The 18,153-nt window shown below is 73.5% G+C and carries 10 protein-coding genes; 3 read left to right on the forward strand and 7 right to left on the reverse strand.

Going from position 1 to position 18,153, the window contains the following annotated elements; translation table 11 throughout:
• Positions 1 to 131: 131 nt before the first annotated feature.
• Positions 132 to 1,655 (reverse strand): FAD/NAD(P)-binding protein, encoded by a 1,524-nt coding sequence (locus GTY96_RS00235; RefSeq protein WP_161663558.1) that lies wholly within the window; start codon positions 1,653 to 1,655, stop codon positions 132 to 134.
• A 127-nt stretch (positions 1,656 to 1,782) separates the two neighbouring features.
• On the reverse strand, positions 1,783 to 2,613 hold the full coding sequence (locus GTY96_RS00240) for a sterol desaturase family protein (protein ID WP_143907932.1): 831 nt from the start codon (positions 2,611 to 2,613) through the stop codon (positions 1,783 to 1,785).
• Positions 2,614 to 2,767: 154 nt separating this feature from the next.
• Here GTY96_RS00240 and GTY96_RS00245 point away from each other — a divergent pair, with 154 nt between their 5' ends.
• On the forward strand, positions 2,768 to 3,475 hold the full coding sequence (locus GTY96_RS00245; protein WP_161663559.1) for a TetR/AcrR family transcriptional regulator: 708 nt from the start codon (positions 2,768 to 2,770) through the stop codon (positions 3,473 to 3,475).
• 11 nt (positions 3,476 to 3,486) lie between these two features.
• On the opposite strand, the gene GTY96_RS00250 is transcribed toward GTY96_RS00245, so the two are convergent.
• The 3 genes from GTY96_RS00250 to GTY96_RS00260 all read right to left on the reverse strand — a co-directional run bounded on the left by GTY96_RS00250 (position 3,487) and on the right by GTY96_RS00260 (position 7,401).
• Positions 3,487 to 4,464, reverse strand: a complete 978-nt coding sequence (locus tag GTY96_RS00250) for a sensor histidine kinase (protein ID WP_143907936.1) — start codon at positions 4,462 to 4,464, stop codon at positions 3,487 to 3,489.
• 313 nt (positions 4,465 to 4,777) lie between these two features.
• Complete coding sequence (locus tag GTY96_RS00255; RefSeq protein WP_143907938.1) at positions 4,778 to 5,656, reverse strand: hypothetical protein; 879 nt, start codon at positions 5,654 to 5,656, stop codon at positions 4,778 to 4,780.
• A gap of 356 nt (positions 5,657 to 6,012) precedes the next feature.
• Positions 6,013 to 7,401: a serine/threonine-protein kinase gene (locus tag GTY96_RS00260; RefSeq protein WP_143907940.1), complete on the reverse strand. Its 1,389-nt coding sequence runs from the start codon at positions 7,399 to 7,401 to the stop codon at positions 6,013 to 6,015.
• Positions 7,402 to 7,663: 262 nt separating this feature from the next.
• Between GTY96_RS00260 and GTY96_RS00265 the strand changes: the two genes are divergently transcribed.
• Positions 7,664 to 9,928 carry a PAS domain S-box protein gene (locus GTY96_RS00265; protein WP_143908078.1) on the forward strand — a complete coding sequence of 755 codons (2,265 nt, stop codon included), beginning with the start codon at positions 7,664 to 7,666 and terminating at the stop codon, positions 9,926 to 9,928.
• Positions 9,925 to 11,739 carry an OPT/YSL family transporter gene (locus GTY96_RS00270; protein WP_161663560.1) on the forward strand — a complete coding sequence of 605 codons (1,815 nt, stop codon included), beginning with the start codon at positions 9,925 to 9,927 and terminating at the stop codon, positions 11,737 to 11,739. The genes GTY96_RS00265 and GTY96_RS00270 overlap by 4 nt, the downstream gene beginning before the upstream one ends.
• Before the next feature lie 139 nt (positions 11,740 to 11,878).
• Here the strand turns inward: GTY96_RS00270 and GTY96_RS00275 are convergent, their stop codons facing one another.
• Positions 11,879 to 15,796, reverse strand: a complete 3,918-nt coding sequence (locus GTY96_RS00275; protein WP_186002152.1) for a serine/threonine-protein kinase — start codon at positions 15,794 to 15,796, stop codon at positions 11,879 to 11,881.
• Positions 15,797 to 16,345: 549 nt separating this feature from the next.
• Positions 16,346 to 17,860, reverse strand: a complete 1,515-nt coding sequence (locus GTY96_RS00280; protein WP_143907946.1) for a Do family serine endopeptidase — start codon at positions 17,858 to 17,860, stop codon at positions 16,346 to 16,348.
• Positions 17,861 to 18,153 lie beyond the last annotated feature (293 nt).

Here is an 18,153-nt window from a genome sequence, read left to right on the forward strand (position 1 = left end):
ATGTCGCATGAATCCCCGCCCCCCACACCCTTCCGCTGGGGTGAACCGTTGCCTGCCTGTCGGCAGGGCCCGGTCTCCAGGTCATGGCGCCTGTCAGGTCCTCTACCGGGCAGGCAGGCGTGCGGCCCCGCTCAATGGGGCGCGGCGGGGGCCGGGTCGGAGGCGGTCCGGGACATGCCGGGGCCGCGCAGCAGGTGGTCCGCCAGCTCCCGGGCCTGGGCGCGGATCTCCGGCACGGCGGTGGTCTCCCAGAGGTCGCCCCGGCGCGGTGGCCCCATCGTGAAGAGGTGGGCCGAGGGCCGGCCGCGCGCATCCAGCACCGCGCCGTCCGGCGCCGTGGCCAGCCCCATGCCCAGGGAATCCGCGCGAGCCTGCCCCGCTTCCAGCAGGCCGCGCAGCAGCGGCTGGCTGCGCGAGGACAGGCTCGACTCGGGGCCGGTGCAGTTGATGACGTGGCCCACGCGCAACACCCGGGCCTCGCGCTCGCCGCGGGGGCGCAGGCGGACCGCCACCGCGTCCGGCTCCAGCTGGAAGTCGAGCACGCGGCCCGCGTGGAGCACCAGCCGCCCATCCCGTCGCCACGCCTCCAGCGCGGCGTTGATCTCCGGCGCCATGCGGTGGCGGTGCACCTCCCAGTGCGCGCGCAGGTGGCGCAGGAAGCGCTGTCGCTCCGCGTCCGTCAGCCGCTGCCACAGGGGCGTGGTCACCGGGCGCAGCGCGTCCACCGCCGCGCGCCAGTCCGCGCCCGCGGCCACCTGCGCGTCGACCTCCAGGCGCACCGAGCGGAGCACGTCGCGGATGCGCAGCGTGCTGAAGGGGGGCGTGCCCGGCGCGGAGGGCGAGGCCGCGTGCGCCGCCGCCTCCGCGTCGCGACAGCGGTCCATCTCCCGGCGCACCGAGCGCAGCAGCTCGCGGATCCGCAGGGGCTCCGCGGCGGCGGGCACCTTCGCTCCAGCCGGGCGGTGCGCGTGTGGCAGCAGGCCGTGCCGGGACAGCGCGTGCACCGTCCCCACGTGGCCGCGCTCGCCCAGCGACAGCACCGTGTCCACCATGGTGAGGCCCGAGCCGATGAGCAGCACCGGCTCCTCGGGCTGGATGCCCTCGAGCGCCCCGGCTGCCCACGGCGAGCGGTGGTAGCGCGGGCTCGAGTACAGCCCGCCGTCCGGCACGCGCAGGTCCGCGGGCAGCGCGTTGCCCAACGCCAGCACCGCGCCGCGCGCCTCCAGACGGGCGCCGCTCGCGAGCGACACCGTGACGCCGCTGGCCGTGTCCACCACCACGGTCACTTCGTCGCGCAGCGTCTCCAACTGGACGCCCGGCGCGGCGCGCGCGGCCGCCTCCTTCAGCACCGCCTCCAGGTACTGGCCATAGCGGCGGCGCTCGGCGAACACGGACGGGAGCGTGTCCGGGGCGTCCACGCGCAGCCAGCGCAGGAAGTGCTCCGGGTCCTCCACCCAGGCGCTCATGCGGCCGGCCGGGACGTTGAGCAGGTGACGCGCGCTGGTGGTGGAGTACGCGACCCCCCGCCCGACCCGCTCCGCCTTCTCCACGAGGGCCACGCGCAGGGGCGAACGGGCCCCTCGCAAGAGACAGGCCGCCAGCAGCGTACCGCTGGCCCCCGCGCCGATGATGATCACGTCCTGCTGGGAGTGCACCGCTCGATTCTAGGTCCGGCCCCACCGGATGCCATCCCTCCCGGGCCGCGCCACCCGCGCCCAGTGTCCGTCGGCCCACGCCCGCGCGGGGCCCGGCCCACCGTGGGACGTCGGGGCCCGGTGGACCTCAGAGCGCCTGCCGCGCCTCGGGCACGGCCGGGACCTCCGCGGACGGCGGGACGGGCAGCCGCTCCCCGATGCGCGTGAGGCCCGCACCGTCACGGGCGCGGGCGTGCACGAGCGGGTAGTCGTCGAACGCGGTGCCCAGCCACCGGTCCAGCACCACGGTGTAGAGGCCGTAATGTCCCTGGTAGCGCGCGTGATGCAGCGCGTGGAACGTGGGCGTGAAGAAGACGCGGCCCACCCAGGACGTCACGAAGCGCTTGGGCAGCCACTCCGAATTGCCGTGCCCGAAGGCGTTGAGGGCGTAGTTGGTCAGCATGTAGGCCAGGATTCCGACCTGCGTCCCGGGCTTCAGCTGGAGGGCCAGGAAGTGGATGCCCAGCCCGCCGCTCATCAGCACCAGCCGCTCCACCACGGAGAACGACAGCGCGGTGAGCGGCTCCGTCACCTGCGCCACGTGGTGCTGCGCGTGGAAGCGGTAGAAGCGCGGCAGGTGCAGCAGCCGGTGCGTCACGTAGAACCACACCTCGAAGCCCACGAACATCCACGCGTAGGACCAGAGCGCCGTGGACAGGCGGAAGGGCCCCATCATCGGTTCGGCGAAATAACGGAAGGTGGCGATGAGCACCGCGTCCGTCAGCACCACGCCCACCGCCGCCACCGCCTCGCTGCGCAGCTGCCCCTTCGCCAGCTCCCGCCGGTACACCCGGATGCGCTCCGCCAGCCGCGTGCGCCACACCAGCCACCCGGTCGTCACCGTCAGCAGCTTGATGCTCCCCGAGATGACCAGCACCAGCACGAACAACACCGGCAGGGACGGATGAAGCGGCAGCATCACGGACCTCGCAAGGGCCAGCACACCCCGGGCACGCGCGCCCGGTGGTCCATGGATAGTGACCGTCGGGATTTGTTGTCAAGTTTGACAATAGCCGGGGCGGGGCCGGAAGCGGCGCGTTGAATGGCCGCGCGCGGTGGGTAGGATGGCCGCGATGGCACCCAGGCGTCCCACGGGCCGGGCTCCGGTCCGGCGCACCGCTCCCCGTCGTTCCGCGAAGCCCTCTTCGCCCCGCAGGCGGCGCACCCCGGAGGAGGCGAGGGAGGCCATCCTCCAGGCGGCGGAGCCGTTGCTCGTGGAGCAGGGGCCGGACCGGGTGGGGCTCCAGGCGGTGGCGAAGGCGGCGGGGGTGAGCCACGCGCTCGTCACGCACTACTTCGGCACCTACGAGGCGCTGGTGCGCGAGGTGCTGGTGCGGCGCAACGAGCTGCTGGCGGAGTCCTTCCGCCAGCACCTGCTCGCGGCGCGGACGCCTCCGGGCGCGGGGGAGCTGCTGGAGCGCTTCTTCTCCGTGCTCCAGCAGGAGAAGCATGGCCGCTTGATGGCGTGGGCGCTGCTCACCGGCCGCGCGGAGCACATGCCGCTGGCGCGCGCGCAGGGGCTGAGGCTGCTGGCGGATGCGCTGGAGCTCCAGGCGGGCCGCGTGGCTGTCGCCCAGGGCGCGCCGCCGCCGTCGCGCGACATGGTGGACATGACGCTGCTCGTGGCGCTGTGCGCGTCGCAGTGGTTCGTGCTCGCGCGCGAGGTGCTGCTGCCCGTGCTGGGCCGCCCCGTGGACGCGGCCTCGGATGCGCGCTTCCGCGAGGTGCTGGGCGGGATGCTCCAGGGGGCGCTGGGCGTGACGCCGCCCGGCGGAGGCTGAAGGGGCGGGCCTCAGGTCCAGTCGGCCTGCGAGCGAGGCGTCTGCACGAAGGCGCCCGCCACCGGCAGGGACACGCGGAAGATGGTGCCCCGGCCAGGGGTGCTCTCCATGGTCAGGGTCCCCCCCAGCGAGGTGACGATGCCATGGCACACCGCGAGCCCCAGGCCCGTGCCCACGCCCAGGGGCTTGGTGGTGAAGAAGGGGTCGAAGATGCGCTCGCGGTGCTCGGGCGCGATGCCGCAGCCGGTGTCGCGCACCTCCACCAGCACCTGGCCGGGGCCGCCGGGGCGGGCCACCACGCGCACCTCGTTGGCCTCCGCGTTGCCCGGGGAGATGGCCTGCGCCGCGTTGAGCAGCAGGTTGAGGAACACCTGGCCCAGCCGGGAGCCGTTGCCCTGCACCGGCGGCACGCCGTCGCACTCCACGACCAGCCGCGCGCGGTGCCGCAGCTCGTGCATCGCCATCTTCGCCGCCGTGCGCACCACCGCGGCCAGCTCCGCGGGCCCGCTGCCCACGTCCTCCGCGCGCGACAGCGTCTGCAGGTCCCTCACGATGAGCCGGATGCGCTCCGCGCCGTCGCGCGTCTCCGCCAGCGCCTCCAATATCTCCTGCCGGTCCTGCTCCGACAGGCGCTCCTTCTGCTGGAGCTCCTGGTGGATGTACTCCAGGTTGCTCAGGATGAAGGCCAGCGGGTTGTTGATTTCATGGCCCACGCCCGCCGCGATGCGCCCCAGCGCGATGAGCCGGTCCGCGAAGAGCAGCTGGGCCTGGGTCGCGTGCAGCTGCTCCAGGCTGCTGGACAGCTTCGCGTTGGCGGCCTCCAGCGCGGCGGTGCGCTCGCGCACCGTCTCCTCCAGCAGGTGGTTGTCCGCGCGCGAGGCGTCCTGGGAGGCCCGGGGGCCGGAGCCCAGGCGCTCGAAGGCCTGTCGCAGCGAGCCCCGCCGCCGCGTCATCGCCTCCAACCGCCCCACCTTCGCTCGTAACGTCATCGCGGCCCGCTCCAACCCAACTTCCATCCGCGGCCGTCACCGCACCTCGTGGCGGTGGTCCCCATGGCGGTGGTCCCCATGGCGGGCCGGCCTGCGGAGGGCCATCCAACACCGACGCCCCGTGCCCGGCAAGGTGCGCGCGGGTATGCGACACCGTCAGGCGACACCGCCCGGCTCGTGCTCCGCCCTTCTTTCCATTTCAGGACTCGGGCGCGCGGAAGGCTCACACCGCTCGCCCGGAGGCTCGGGCAGGGGCCCCTGGGGGAGGCCTCTCATGCCCGGTGCGTCATCGTCAGCTCCACCCCGGGTGCGATCAGGAACAGGTGCCACAGTCGGCGCGGCAGCTGTCCGCCGTGGTGCCGTTGCCACAGTGCTCGGTGAACTGACAGACGCCGTCGCCGCAGCGGTAGAGCTCCGCGGGCTGCACGCGCGTGGTGATGGCCGGGTACGTCTTCCCGTTGTACGTGCACTGCGTGTAGTAGGGCTGGCTCGCGTCGCCGCGCGTGCAGAACTGCGCGCAGCTGCCCACGTTGGTGATGGGCGCGCAGTTATCCGCCTTCAGGGTGAGGCCACACGCCCGGGTGGAGCTCTCCGCCGTGCTGAAGTCGCGATCGCGCGCCGCGAACACGCCCTCGTTGGTGAACAGGTTGCCAAAGAAGCAGGCCTCCTTCGTGTTGAACTGGGTCAGCTCCTCGGCGGAGTAGGGGACCTCCACGCCGTCCGCGGCGCGGCCCAGCACGGACAGCGCGATGTGCAGGCCGTACTTGTTCGCGTGCGCGGCCAGGCACGCGCTCACCGCCTGCTGCTCCAGCACCGTCGCGGCCTTGCCCCCGGCCCAGCCCGGCGCGAGCCCCAGGCTCCCCTGCCACGTGTACTTCACGCCCGTGGACGTGGCCTGGAACGTGCGCGTCTGCCCCGCCGGCACCGCGCACTTCACGATGTACGCCATCAGCGTCGGCGCGGAGGAAGCGTTCTGGTTGAACCAGTCGTTGAACCCGTTCGTGGACAGGCCGTTCGTGGACAGGCCGTTGGTCGACAGGCCGTTCGTGGACAGGCCATTCGTGGACAGTCCGTTGGTCGACAGTCCGTTGTCCCCCGCCTGGGCCTGATCCACCGAAGCCCACGCCGCGTCCGGGACGGCGTCCTCGGGCAGCGCGCCGCAACCCACGAGGGCGAGCAGCGCCCCCGTCATCAACACCGCCTTCAGGGGTTGGCGTGAGGCACTTCGGTTCCACCACTCACTGCATCCACTTCCAGGCCGAAAAGCAGGGGTGAGGCGCATGTAGGGGGCTCCCGCTCGAGGGAAGTCGGAGGTCCGACTTCCAGAATGTCAGGCAGTCCAGGCTTTCAGCCAGAAAGGTGCTGAAACTGTCAGACAGGGGAATCGTGACGGATTCAGGATCGGAAAGAAATACGGCTTAGTCAAAAAATTATGGTGTGGGTCCAATTCTCACGGAGCCAGAGGTAGGCCGGTGAACGGCATGGAGCCACAGCGCATGCGGGTGTCGCAGGGGGGCGGGCGGGAGGCTGGGGGGCGGCGGGGACGGCTCACTGCGGGGGAGGACTCTCGAGGAACTGGGACGCGGGACGGGTGATGGCGAAACCACCCGGCTCCCTTACGTTCCAGGTTGCCACATGCGTGACGGGGCCGCCTACCACCTCGGCCTCACCGGCCTCGCCGCGGGTCTCCGCCTCGCCATGGTGGAGACAGAGGTGGACGCGGGCCTGCGCGGAGTCCGCCAGCCGCTGCGCCTCCGAGTGAAGTTCCCTCAAGGCGTGGAGCGCGTGCGCGGCGTCGGCGGCGGAGGAGACGGGCCGCACGCCCAGCAGCGTGGTGCCGGTCTGCAGCGCCAGGAGGAAGCCCTGGGCGCGCAATCCCTGCTCCAGCGTGTCCAGCACGCCCGCGAGCGCGGCGTAGACGGTGTCGTCGTCCTGTTCGGCGGTGGGCAGCAGCACCTCCGCGTTCACCGCGAGCACCATGCGCGTCTGGCCCTCCACCTGGCCGGGCTCCTCGGCGGCCTCGCGCAGGGCGGTGAGGAAGGCGTTCACGCTGGGGTAGCGGCGGGTGGAGTCCTTGTCCAGGCACCGGAGCACCACCGCGTCCATGGCGGGCGACACCGGGGCCCTCACGCTGGGGCGCGGCGGAGGGGCCTCCAGGTGCATGCGCTCCAGCTCCAGCCGGTCGTCGGATTGGAAGGGGTAGCGGCCGGTGAGCAGCTGGTAGAGGAGCACGCCCAGCGCGTACACGTCCGTGGGCGGACCGATGCGGCCGCCCCGGAACTGCTCGGGCGCCATCGCGTGCGCGGTGCCCAGGCGCTGGCCCGCGGTGGTGAGCCCCTCCTGGCCGGGCTCCTGCTGAATCAGCTTGGCGATGCCGAAGTCGAGCAGCTTCAGCCGGGGCTTCTCCCCCTCCTCCACGACCAGGATGTTGCTGGACTTCAGGTCGCGGTGGACGACGCCCGCGCGGTGCGCCGCCTCCAGCGCGCCGCAGATGGGCTCCAGGTACGCCAGCGCGCGCGACGCGGACAGCCGCCCGCGCTCCTGCACCACCTGGCTCAGGGTGCGCCCCGACAGCAGCTCCATCACGTAGTAGGGGCTGCCGTCCGGCATCAGCCCGAAGTCGTAGACGTCCACGATGTTCGGGTGGTGGATTTGATTGACGACGCGCGCCTCGCGCACGAAGCGCTGGAGCATCTCCCCCTGGTCCGCCAGGTGCGCGTGCAGCACCTTCACCGCGGCGTGCCGCCCCAGGATGCGGTGCTCCGCCTCGTAGACGCTGCCGTGGCCGCCGGCGGCCAGCATCGCCTTGAGGACGTACTCGCCCGCCAGCGTGCCCGGTCCCCGTTCAGCACGGGTGGGTGTGTCGTGCCCCTTGTCCGTGGCGTTCGCGGCCGCGCGCGCCTGGATGCGGAAGGTGCTCTCGGAGTCCGCCGCCATGAATACTTCGCACCCTACCACCCGCGGGTGGGTCGCGTGTGCCCGTGCCCGGCGGGGCCTCCCTGCCTGCCTGTCTGCCCGTTCACCAGCAGTCAGCCTCCCTGTCCCATGGGGGGAGGGGACGTTCATTGGAGGCCGTTGGGGTATGGTTGCGGTCCGGGCCAAGGCTTCTGGCCATCACGGAGCGCGGCGTCATGCACGACAGGCGGCGAGCAGACTGCCGTCCCGAGCGCAGGGGAACGCCAGGGGGCTGGCATACATGATGACGTTGTTGGACGAGCTCACGACCTGCGCGGGCCAGTCGGTGACGGCCCCGTCCTCGACCGGGGCGTGCCTCATCCTCATCAGCACCACGACGCCGGCCGCCATTGGCAAGGCGTACCGGCTGGAGCAGGGCGAGCACGTCATCGGACGGGGCTCGGAGGCGGAGGTGCGCATCGACGACCACGGGGTGTCGCGCAAGCACGCGCGCATCCTGCGCGCCGGGGATGGCACCTGCCACGTCACCGACCTGGAATCCACGAATGGCACGTTCCTCAACGGCCTGCCGGTGTCCACGGCGGAGCTGCAGGAGGGCGACCGGCTCCAGGTGGGCACCGTCACGGTGTTCCGCTTCTCCAAGCGCGAGGTGCTGGAGCAGCGCGAGGAGCAGCTGCGGCAGGCGCTGTCCGCCGCGCGCGTGGGCATCTGGGACTGGAACGCGAAGAGCGGGCAGGTGACGTGGAGCGAGCACGTGGACCGGCTCCTGGGGCTGGCGGTGGGCAAGCTGTCCGGCCGCGCCATGGACCTGGAGGAGGTGGTGCACCCGGCGGACCTGCCCCGGCTGCGCGCGGGGCTGGCCACGGCGCTCCAGCAGAAGTCGCAGGTGGACGTGGAGTACCGCATCGAGCCCGCGGGCAGCGGCTACCGCTGGATTTCGTGCAAGGGCGACGTGCTCTGCGACGCGGCGGGGCAGCCCGCGCGGGTGACGGGCACGGTGATGGACATCACCGCGCGCAAGCAGGCGGAGCAGGAGCTGCACCGCCAGGCGCTCATCTTCGAGAGCATCTCCGACGGCGTCGTCATCACGGACCTGGCGGGCGGGGTCATCGACTGGAACACCAGCGCGGAGCGGATGTTCGGCCGCAGCCGCAAGGAGGCCATGGGGCAGACGCTCTTCAGCGTGCTGCACCCGGGCGAGCAGGACCGGCTGACGGGCGCCATCCTCACCGCGCTGGAGGTGCACGGGCGCTGGAGCGGCGAGCTGGAGTTCCGGCGCGCGGACGGCATGGCGTGCGTCTGCGAGTCCGTGGTGGTGCCGCTGCGCGACGCGGAGGGGCGCATCATCGCGAACATCATGGTGCACCGCGACCTGAGCGAGCGCCGGCAGCTGCAGGCGCGGCTGGTGGTGGCGGACCGGCTGGCCAGCGTGGGCACGCTGGGCGCGGGCGTGGCGCACGAAATCAACAACCCGCTGGCGTACATGCTGGTGAACCTGCACCTCATCCGCGAGGGGCTGGACAAGCTGGAGGCGCAGGGCGCGCCGTCGCAGCCGGTGGCCTCCATCCAGCAGCTGGTGCGCGAGACGACGGAGGGCGCGGAGCGCATCGCGACCATCGTGCGGGACCTGAAGGTGTTCGCGCGCGGCGAGCAGGAGTCGCGGCCGATGCCGGTGGACGTGCGCCGCTCGGTGGAGCTGGCGTGCAAGATGGCGGACAACGTCATCCGCCACCGCGCGCGGCTGGTCACGGAGTTCGAGCCGGTGCCCGCGGTGGAGGCGAGCGAGGCGCGGCTGTGCCAGGTGTTCCTCAACCTGCTGCTCAACGCGGCGCAGGCGATTCCGGAGGCCCCGTCGTCCGTCACGGAGCATGAGATTCGCGCCATCATCCGGCCGGGCGAGCCGGGCAAGGTGGTGGTGGAGGTGCGCGACACCGGCGTGGGGATGACGCCGGAGGTGCTGGGGCGCATCTTCGACCCGTTCTTCACCACCAAGGCGGTGGGCGTGGGCACGGGGCTGGGGCTGTCCATCTGCCACGGCATCGTGGAGTCCATGGGCGGCTCCATCCACGCGGAGAGCACGCCGGGGCAGGGCAGCACCTTCCGCGTCGTCCTGCGCTCGGCGGCGCATGAACCGGACCTCTACCCGCGCCTGTCGGCGACGGCGCAGGCGGGGGCGCGGGCGCGCATCCTGGTGGTGGATGACGAGCCCAACGTGACGGTGGCGCTGCAGCGCTCGCTGGCGACGGAGCACGAGGTGGCCACGGCGAACAGCGCGCAGGCGGCGCTGCGGCTGGTGAACGAGGGCGGACGCTTCGACCTCATCCTCTGCGACGTGATGATGCCGGGGATGACGGGCATGGACCTGTACTTCGAGCTGGGGCGCTCGGCGCCGGAGCAGGCGGGGCGCATGGTGTTCATGACGGGTGGGGCCTTCACGCCGCGCACGACGTCGTTCCTGCGCGACGTGCCGAACCTCAAGTTGAGCAAGCCGTTGGACCTGGCGCAGCTGCGGGAGCTGGTGGGCCGCTCGGCGGAGGCGTCTCGATGAGCGCCGCCTCCGGTCACCCCGCGGCTCCTCCCGAGGTCGCGGCGGGACCGGAGGCCCCTCGGCCCGCGGTGGACGCGCCGGGCCCGGTGATGGTGGCCGCGCTCGCGTCCCAGGGCCGCGAGTGGACGGCCCGGTCGCTGGGGATGGGGCTGCTGATCGGCGCGCTCCTGGCCGTCACCAACCTCTACATGGGGATGAAGACGGGCTTCTGGGACAGCGGCTCCATCACCGCGACGGTGCTGGGGTTCAGCGGGCTCGCGGCCTACGGGCGCAGGCGGGGCGTGCCGTACACGCCGCTGGAGAACAACCTCACGCAGACGGCCGCGTCGGCGGTGGGCGCGATGCCCGCGTCGGCGGGGCTCCTGGGCGCGCTGCCGGCGCTGGCGCTGTGGGGCACGGGCGTGCCGGGCTGGGGCATCGCGGCGTGGGGCATCGCGCTGGGCGCGGTGGGCGTGCTGGTGGCGGGGCTGTTGCGGCGGCGGCTGCTGGAGCAGGAGGCGCTGCCGTTCCCCACGGGCATCGCCACCGCGGAGCTCATCTCCACGCTGCACGCGGCCACGCCCGCGCGGGACGCGCCCGCGGGGCGGGGCCGGACGCTGGTGGGGGCGGGGCTCGTGGCGATGGGGCTGACCTGGCTCCGCGACGCGCGAGGGTGGCTGCCGGCGATGGTGGCGCTGCCGGGCCGCGTGGGCGGTGTCCCGCTGGAGTCGCTGACGTGGGGCGTGGGGATGAGCCCCATGCTGCTGGCGGTGGGGATGATGACGGGCCTGCAGCTGGCGCTGAGCATGTTGTTGGGCTCGGGGCTGGCGTGGGGCGTGCTGGCGCCGGGGCTGCTGGGGAAGGGCGTGGTGACGGGGGCGGGGTACGAGTCGCTGTCCGCGTGGCTGATGTGGCCCGGCGTGGGGTTGATGGTGGGGGCGGCGGTGGTGTCGCTGGGCGCGCAGGCGCGGGACTTCCTGGGCGCGGCGAAGGACCTGCGCTCGGTGGGCGCGAGCGGGGGGAGCCTGCCCCGGTGGAGCCTGTGGGTGGCGGCGGTCGCGTGCGGGCTGACGGTGGTGCTGGGCGGGGTGCTGTTCGGCCTGGGGGTGCCGTCGATGTTGCTGGCGCTCGCGCTGCTGGTGCCGCTGTGCGCGGTGTGCGCGCGTGGCGCGGGACAGACGGACGTGTCGCCGGTGAGCCAGATGGGGAACCTCACGCAGGTCGTCTTTGGCGTGGTGCGGCCGGGGGAGCTCTCGCCCAACGTGGCGGCGGGTTCGGTGGTGGCGGGCGCGGCGGCGCAGACGGGCGTGAGCTTGTGGTCGCTGAAGGCGGGGTACCTGCTGGGCGCCTCGGCGTCGCGGCAGCTGGGCGCGCAGTTGGTGGGAGTGGTGGTGGGCGCGGTGGTGGCGGTTCCGGCCTACCTGTCGCTGGTGGAGGTGTACGGGCTGGGGACGGCGGCGCTGCCGGTGCCCGCGGCGGCGCAGTTCCGCGCGGTGGCGGAGGTGTCCGTGCGCGGCCTGGCGGGCCTGCCGCCGTACGCGGCGTGGGGCGCGCTGGTGGGGTGCGGGGTGGGTGCGTTGCTGACGCTGGCCGCGAAGGGGCGGGCCGCGCGGTGGATGCCGTCGCCGGTGGCGATGGGCATCGGCTTCATCACGCCCGCCTTCTTCGCGGTGACGCTGTGCCTGGGCGCGGGGCTGGTGGCGCTCGCGCGGCGGTGGTCGCCGAAGGCGATGGATGCGCACGTGCCCGCGCTGGGTTCAGGCGCGCTGGTGGGCGAGTCGCTGATGGGGCTCATCATCGCCGCCACGACGGCGCTTCAGCGCTCGGCATAGCGCGCGGCTGGGCGTGGGTCGGCGGGACCACGCCGCTCCGCCACGGTGGCACCGTGGCGGGTGTCGCGAGCGGTTCGGACATGCTGGCGGGACGATGCCGCTCCGCCACGGTGGCACCGTGGCGGGTGTCGCGTCGGCGCTATGCCGCGGGCGTGAGGTCCCTCACGCGCTCCAGGGAGCGGCGGATGCGGTCCTCCATCAGGTTCGGCACGTGCGCCGCCCGGGCCAGCGCCTCGCCGAGCGCGAGCATCGCCTCCGCGAAGTCGCCCCGGCGCCACGCCGCGAGGCCCATCATCTCCAGCACCTCCAGCGGCTCCTGCTCCACGGACGCCTGGGCGGAGCGCTCGCGCAGCGCGTGCCACTCCTCCGCCGTCGCGTCGCGCGCGGACAGCTCCACCATGGAGAAGAGCACCTCCTCCGACGGGCTCAGGTTCACGCCGTGCCGGTTGTTCGCCATCGTCTGCCGCACCTGCTCCAGCAGGTCTCGCGCCCGGTCGCTCCGGCCCGTCCAGGCCATGGCGCGCGCCTGGAGCAACAGCGCCCACGGGCGGTGCGCCACCTCCGGATGGCGGCGCTCCAGCACGATGGCGCGCGCGATGTGCGGCGCCGCCGCCTCCACGTCGCCGGCCTGGTAGTACAGCTCGCCCATGTTGTGCTCGGCGAAGTACTCCCAGCCCACCACGCCCAGCTCGCGCCCCAGCTGCATGAAGCGCTCCTGGTCCTTCAGCGCGTGCGTCAAATCCCTCCGCGCCACCCACAGGTTGCGGCGGTTGTTGATGGCCGAGCCCAGATGGAAGCGGTCGCCACGCTCCGTGCACGCGCTGATGACCTCGTCCATCACGCGCTCCGCGCCGTCGATGTCGCCCAGGTTCGGGAGGATGACCGCCATCAGCAGCAGCGCCACCACCAGCGTCTCGTAGCCCGCGTCGCCCAGCTTCCGGGCCCGCTCCGCCGCGGCCTCCAAGGGCATGAGCGCGTCCAGCCACTCGCCCTTGCGGAACTGCGCGCGGCCCAGCGCCAGCAGCAGCCGCGCCTGCACGTAGGGCGAGGACACCGTCTCCGCCAGGTGCTGCGCCTCCTGGGCCCGCACCTCGCTGCGCGCGTAGTCGTTCACCCAGTCGAGCGCCATCGCCTCGTCGAGCAGCAGCTCCACCTCCGCGCGCGAATCCCCCAACCCCCGCGCCCGCTCCCGCGCGATGGCGAAGTCCGTGAGTGAGTCCTCGTACCGGCCAATGCGGTAGCGCATCAGGCCCCGGCCCCGCAGCGCCGTGAGGCCGCGCAGCTCGTCCTCGGGCTCCAGCAGCTCCAGGGCGCGCGTGTACATGGCCTCCGCGTCCAGGAACGCGTGACGGCCGCGCGCGGACTCCGCCAGGTCGATGGTCAGCGCCGCCGCCTCGTCGCGCAGCCCCGCCGCCGCCGCGTGGATCGCGAGCCGGGCCAGCCGCTGGCGCTCCTGCGTCCCCGCGGGGCTCAGGTAGTGGCGGTACGCGGCGCGGTGGATGCGCGCCTTCTCCTCCGCGGGGAGGCCCGCGACCACGGCCTCGCGCACCAGCTCGTTGCGGAAGCTCAAGCCCTCCAGCCGGTGCTCCACCAGCAGCCCCGAATCCAGGAGCCGCCGCGTCGCATGGCCCACATCCAGCGGGAACTGCGCCGCCGCGCCATCCCGCTCCAGCTCCCGCACCACGCCGTCCGCGGCCGTGGCGGTGAAGGCCGCGCCCAGCAGCGCGCACAGGCGGGCATGCGCGGCGAGCGCCGGAGGCAGCGCGCCCAGCTCGCGGTCCGCCAGCCACTCCACCAGCCGCAGCTCGGGGACGCGGTCCAGCTCGTCCGTGACGAGGTACCAGTTGCCGCCCGGCGAGCGCTGCCGCACGAGCCCCTGCCGCTTCAGTCCCCGCACCAGCTCCACCAGGAACAGGGGCACGCGCTGCGCGCGCTCGACGATGCGCTCCACCGCCTGCGCCGGCACGTTCTCCACCGGCTTGAGCAGCGCGCGGCACAGCGCCTGCGCATCCCCGGGAGACAGGCCGGACAGGGGCAGGTCCAGCTGGCGCGCGGCGCGGGCGCCCCAGGACGGGCGGCTCTGCTCGAAGCCCGGGCGCACCAGCACGCAGACCCACAAGGGGACGCGCGTCTCCGCGAGCGCCGCGTACTCCAGCGCGTCCAGCGCCGTCTCCTCGGCGAAGTGCGCGTCGTCCACGATGAGGCACAGCGGACGCTCGCGGGCGCTCGCCGCCAGCAGCTCACCCGTGGCGCGCAGGGCCAGGGAGCGCAGCGCGCCCGGCGCCGCGGCCCAGCTGTGCAGCTCCGGCCCACCGGGCGCGTACCACCCGAGCGTCGCGGCCACGCCCGGCCACAGCTCCATGCCCAGCCGGGGCCCCAGCCGGTCGAGGATGGCGGTGCGGCCGTCCTCCTGCGTGTCGGTGTCGTCGCGGTCGAAGCCGTGCAGCGCGAGGCGCAGGAGCGTGCGCAGCGTTCCTTCCGGGTCGCCCTGCACGGGCTCGCGGGAGCGCATGGAGTAGACGCGCGCGTGCGGCAGCGCGGCCCTCAGGCGCAGGCCCAGGGTGGAGGCCAGGTGGCTCTTGCCGTGGCCCCGGTCCCCGCGCACGGTGACGATGGTGGGCGCCGCTTCGGACACCGCGGACCGGGCGCTCTCCAGCAGTTGCTCCAGCTCCACGTCGCGGCCCACCAGCATCTCGCTGCCCAGCTGCAGCACGGTGACGTCGGGCCTGGGCGCGGCGCCCGACGGCGCGGGACGCATCAACCCGGGGCGTCCCGGCACGGGCAGGCACGGCACCTCCGGCACGGCCTCCGCGGCGGCGGGTGACATCAGGGGGCCGCGCACGTCCGGCACGCCGGGGTAGCGGTCCTCGCGAGCGAAGATGGCGCCCAGGTAGCGGGGCGCGCCATCGCGGCGGCGCTGCACCGTGACGGTGGCCACGTCCACGAGCGCGGCGGGCGCGAGCCCTCTTTCGGCCAGTCCTTCCGCGGCGCGCAGGGCGCGGCGCACGGGGTTCTCTCCCACGTCGGGGTCGAAGACGCCCGCGAAGCGCACGCCGTCGGTGAAGGCCATGTGGCCTCCGTAGGCGGCCAGCGCCTTCTGCACGGCGACGGGGTTGGCGCGGGAGGAGATGAACAGCACCGACACGGACCGGCGCGTCTGGGCGGGCCGCACTTCGGGCAGCAGGGTGAGGCGGGGCGCGGGCGGCACCGCGGCCTGGCCCGCGTGCTCCAGCGCCGCGCGCAGCGCCTGGGCCACGGCGGACGCGTCGCGGGGACGGCGCGCGGGCTCCTTGGCCAGACAGCGCAGCACGACCTCCTCCACCGGCGGCGCGACGGGCGCGTACTCCGACGGGGGCGGCGGCCGCAGTGACAGGTGCGCCTGGAGCACCTCCGTGAGCGAGCCGAAGAAGGGCGGCCGGCCGGTGATGAGCTCGTAGAGGATGATGCCCAGCGCGTACACGTCCGTGCGCGCGTCCAGGGCGGCGTGGCCGGCGCACTGCTCGGGCGCCATGTATTCGGCGGTGCCAGCGAAGGAGGAGGTGTCGCCGGGCGTGCCGTCCTCGGCGGGCGCGCCGGGGGCGGGGCGCTGCACCAGGCCGAAGTCGAAGACGCGGGCGCGGCCGTGGGCGTCGTCCAGGAAGACGTGCTCGGGCTTGAGGTCGCAGTGCACCAGCCCGTGCGCGTGCACGTGGGCCACCGCCTCCAGGAGCGCGCTGGCGCGCGGCCCGAACTCCTGCGGCGACAGGGGCCCGGACACCTGGGCGAGCCAGTCCGCCAGCGTCGGCAGCGGGACGAACTCCATCGCGACGAAGCGCTGGCCGCCGGGCAGCGTGCCCGTGTCATACAGGGCGGGCACGGTGGGCGGCCCGATGGTCCGCAGGGCCACCGCTTCGCGGGCGAGCTGCGCCTCCGCGAGCGCGATGCCAGGGCGGGCCAGCTTCAGGGCGATGCGCTCCCCTTCGCCGCCGTCCGCGGAGCGCTTGTGCGCGGCCAGCAGGACGCCGAAGCCACCGCGCGCGATGACCTTCTCACAGCGGTAGCCCGGCACGTCGGGCACGAGGAGTGAAGCTTCGGACGGCGAGGCGGTGGGAGGCGAGGCGCCGGGCGGGCACGGCGCGTGAGAGCCTTCCCAACGTCGCCCGCATGTGAGGCAGCGCGGCACGGGTGCCACTCTATGCCAGCGTCCCGTCGATTTCCGAACCCCTGGCGGCACTCAAGTGGCGGACGCGTGAAGCATTCGTCAGAAGCCCTCCCGTGCCCGGAGGGCGTCCAGGCGCCGCGCCTGGGAAAACGCGCGACACCGGACACCCCAAGCGGCCAGAAAAGCAGCGGGTCGCCCGCGCACCGGCCGCGTCATTTCGCACCGCGTTGCGCCTTTCCTCTCCATGTCAGGATTGCCTGTTAGTCCAGCTCGACTGGAGGAGCGGGCATGGAAGGAGTTCAGGCTCCACGTGGCTGGGAGCGGCCACGGCAGGCGTGGCCGGGTCTGGTGCTCGTCGTGGGGCTCATGGGCTGCGCGGGAGGGCGTGCGGGAGCGTTGCCGGTGGGGCCTCAGGGTTGTGCGCGCTCCACCGGAGCCTCCCGGCGGAGCGCGCACGGAGGACCGCTACCGCTGGGGCACTTCAATCGCTCGCAGCAGTGAGCCGTCCTGACCGGGCACCCGCGCGCGCAGCAGCAGCGCGGCCCCTGGCTCCGCGGCCGTCAGCGCCCGCGCGGCCTCGGAGACGCCGGACACCTTCTGGTCGCCCACCTGCGTCAGCACCATCCCGGGCGCCAGTCCCGCGCGCTCGGCGGGGCTGCCGGACTCCACCGCGACCACCTGCGCGCCCGCGTTGCCGTCCTGCGCCTCCGACAGCCGCAGGCCCAGCCGCTTCGACAGGGGCGCGGGCGTCGCGTCCCGAGGCGTCATCTCCTCCTCGCCCCGCTGCGTCGGCCGGGTGCCCAGCTTCACCGGCACCTCCATCGCCTTGCCGCCGCGCACGAGGCTCACCTTCACCTCGCTGCCCGGCTTGAGCAGCGCCACCGCGCGGGTCAGCGAGCCGGCGGAGTCCACCGCGCGCTCGCCCACCGACGTGATGACGTCCTCCTCGCGCAGGCCCGCCTTGGCGCCCGGACCGCCCGCGCTCACGCCGGCCACCACCGCGCCCCTCGCCGCATCCACGCGCAGCGCGCGCGCCAGCTCGGGCGTGAGGTCCTGCACCGCCAACCCCACCCAGCCCCGGCGCACCACGCCTGTCTCCTGCAACTGCGGCAGGAGCGCCTGGATGAGGTTCGCCGGCACCGCGAAGCCAATGCCCGTCGCGCCGCCGATGATGGCCGTGTTCATGCCCACCACCTCGCCCTTCATGTTGAAGAGCGGGCCGCCGGAGTTGCCCGGGTTGATGGCCGCGTCCGTCTGCAGGAAGTCGTCATAGGGGCCCGCGTGGATGTCGCGCGCCCTGGCGGACAGGATGCCCGCGCTCACGCTCGACGCGAGCCCGAACGGATTGCCAATGGCCATCACCGGGTCGCCCACGCGCAGGCCGTCGGAGTCCCCCAGCTTCACGAAGGGCAGCTTGCCGGACACGCCCTTCAGCTGGATCAGCGCCACGTCCGTGAGCGCGTCGCGGCCCAGCACCTCCGCGTCGAACGAACGCCCGTCCTCCAACTTCACCCGCACGCTGTCCGCGCCCTCCACCACGTGGTTGTTGGTGAGCACCAGTCCGGCGGGATCAATGACGAAGCCCGACCCCAGGCCCTGCTTCGCGGGCGCGCCGCCCTCGCCGAAGGGGTTCTGTCCGCCCTGCATGCCGAAGCGCTCGGCGAGCCCGGGAGGAAGGCCTTGCATCATCCCGCCCATCGCGGGCCGTGCGCGGGCCTGCACCTCCACGTTCACCACCGCGCCCTTCACGGTGTCCACGAGCGGTGCCAGGGATGTGAGCGCGCCGGGTGCGGAGAGCGCGGGCGAATAGACCGCGGGCTCCACCTTCGCGCCCGAGGGCGTGGTGGCCGTCTTCAGCGACAGCGTGGGACGGTCTGGAGGGGCCACGTCCGGCGACGGCTTGCACGCTCCCAGCGCGACCAGGGGCGTGAGCATCAGTGCGCGGGCAAGGCGGCGGCGGGACGGAAGGGTGCGGACCATCGTGCGTTCTCCTTGAGGTGGCGGCCGGAAGCGACCTTCCGGGCGGAGGGGAAAGAGTCGAACCGGATGCGGTGGGCACCCTGGGAAGGAGGCAGCGGTCCCGTTCCACCAGCGACACCGGGAGCCACCAGTGGCCCAGCTGCCTGAAGGGAGCTCTGAAGAGGAAGCCCCGCATCCGGTCCGACGCCGGGACCTCAATGCAGTCCGTGGGCCAAGTCCCCCATCACCCCGTTCCAGAGGGGAGTCGTGTCCCAAACGCCCCCGGGAGGCGGGGCAAAGTGCCCCAACCGGGG

It is taken from the genome of Corallococcus silvisoli (assembly GCF_009909145.1).
GTDB lineage: Bacteria > Myxococcota > Myxococcia > Myxococcales > Myxococcaceae > Corallococcus > Corallococcus silvisoli.

What these genes read in the sequence shown, in the direction of transcription:
- GTY96_RS00250 (WP_143907936.1), bottom strand. Translation starts at nt 4,464, where the DNA reads ATGACGTTACGAGCGAAGGTGGGGCGGTTGGAGGCGATGACGCGGCGG.
- GTY96_RS00245 (WP_161663559.1), top strand. Translation starts at nt 2,768, where the DNA reads ATGGCACCCAGGCGTCCCACGGGCCGGGCTCCGGTCCGGCGCACCGCT.
- GTY96_RS00255 (WP_143907938.1), bottom strand. Translation starts at nt 5,656, where the DNA reads ATGACGGGGGCGCTGCTCGCCCTCGTGGGTTGCGGCGCGCTGCCCGAG.
- GTY96_RS00240 (WP_143907932.1), bottom strand. Translation starts at nt 2,613, where the DNA reads ATGCTGCCGCTTCATCCGTCCCTGCCGGTGTTGTTCGTGCTGGTGCTG.
- GTY96_RS00280 (WP_143907946.1), bottom strand. Translation starts at nt 17,860, where the DNA reads ATGGTCCGCACCCTTCCGTCCCGCCGCCGCCTTGCCCGCGCACTGATG.
- GTY96_RS00265 (WP_143908078.1), top strand. Translation starts at nt 7,664, where the DNA reads ATGACGTTGTTGGACGAGCTCACGACCTGCGCGGGCCAGTCGGTGACG.
- GTY96_RS00260 (WP_143907940.1), bottom strand. Translation starts at nt 7,401, where the DNA reads ATGGCGGCGGACTCCGAGAGCACCTTCCGCATCCAGGCGCGCGCGGCC.
- GTY96_RS00270 (WP_161663560.1), top strand. Translation starts at nt 9,925, where the DNA reads ATGAGCGCCGCCTCCGGTCACCCCGCGGCTCCTCCCGAGGTCGCGGCG.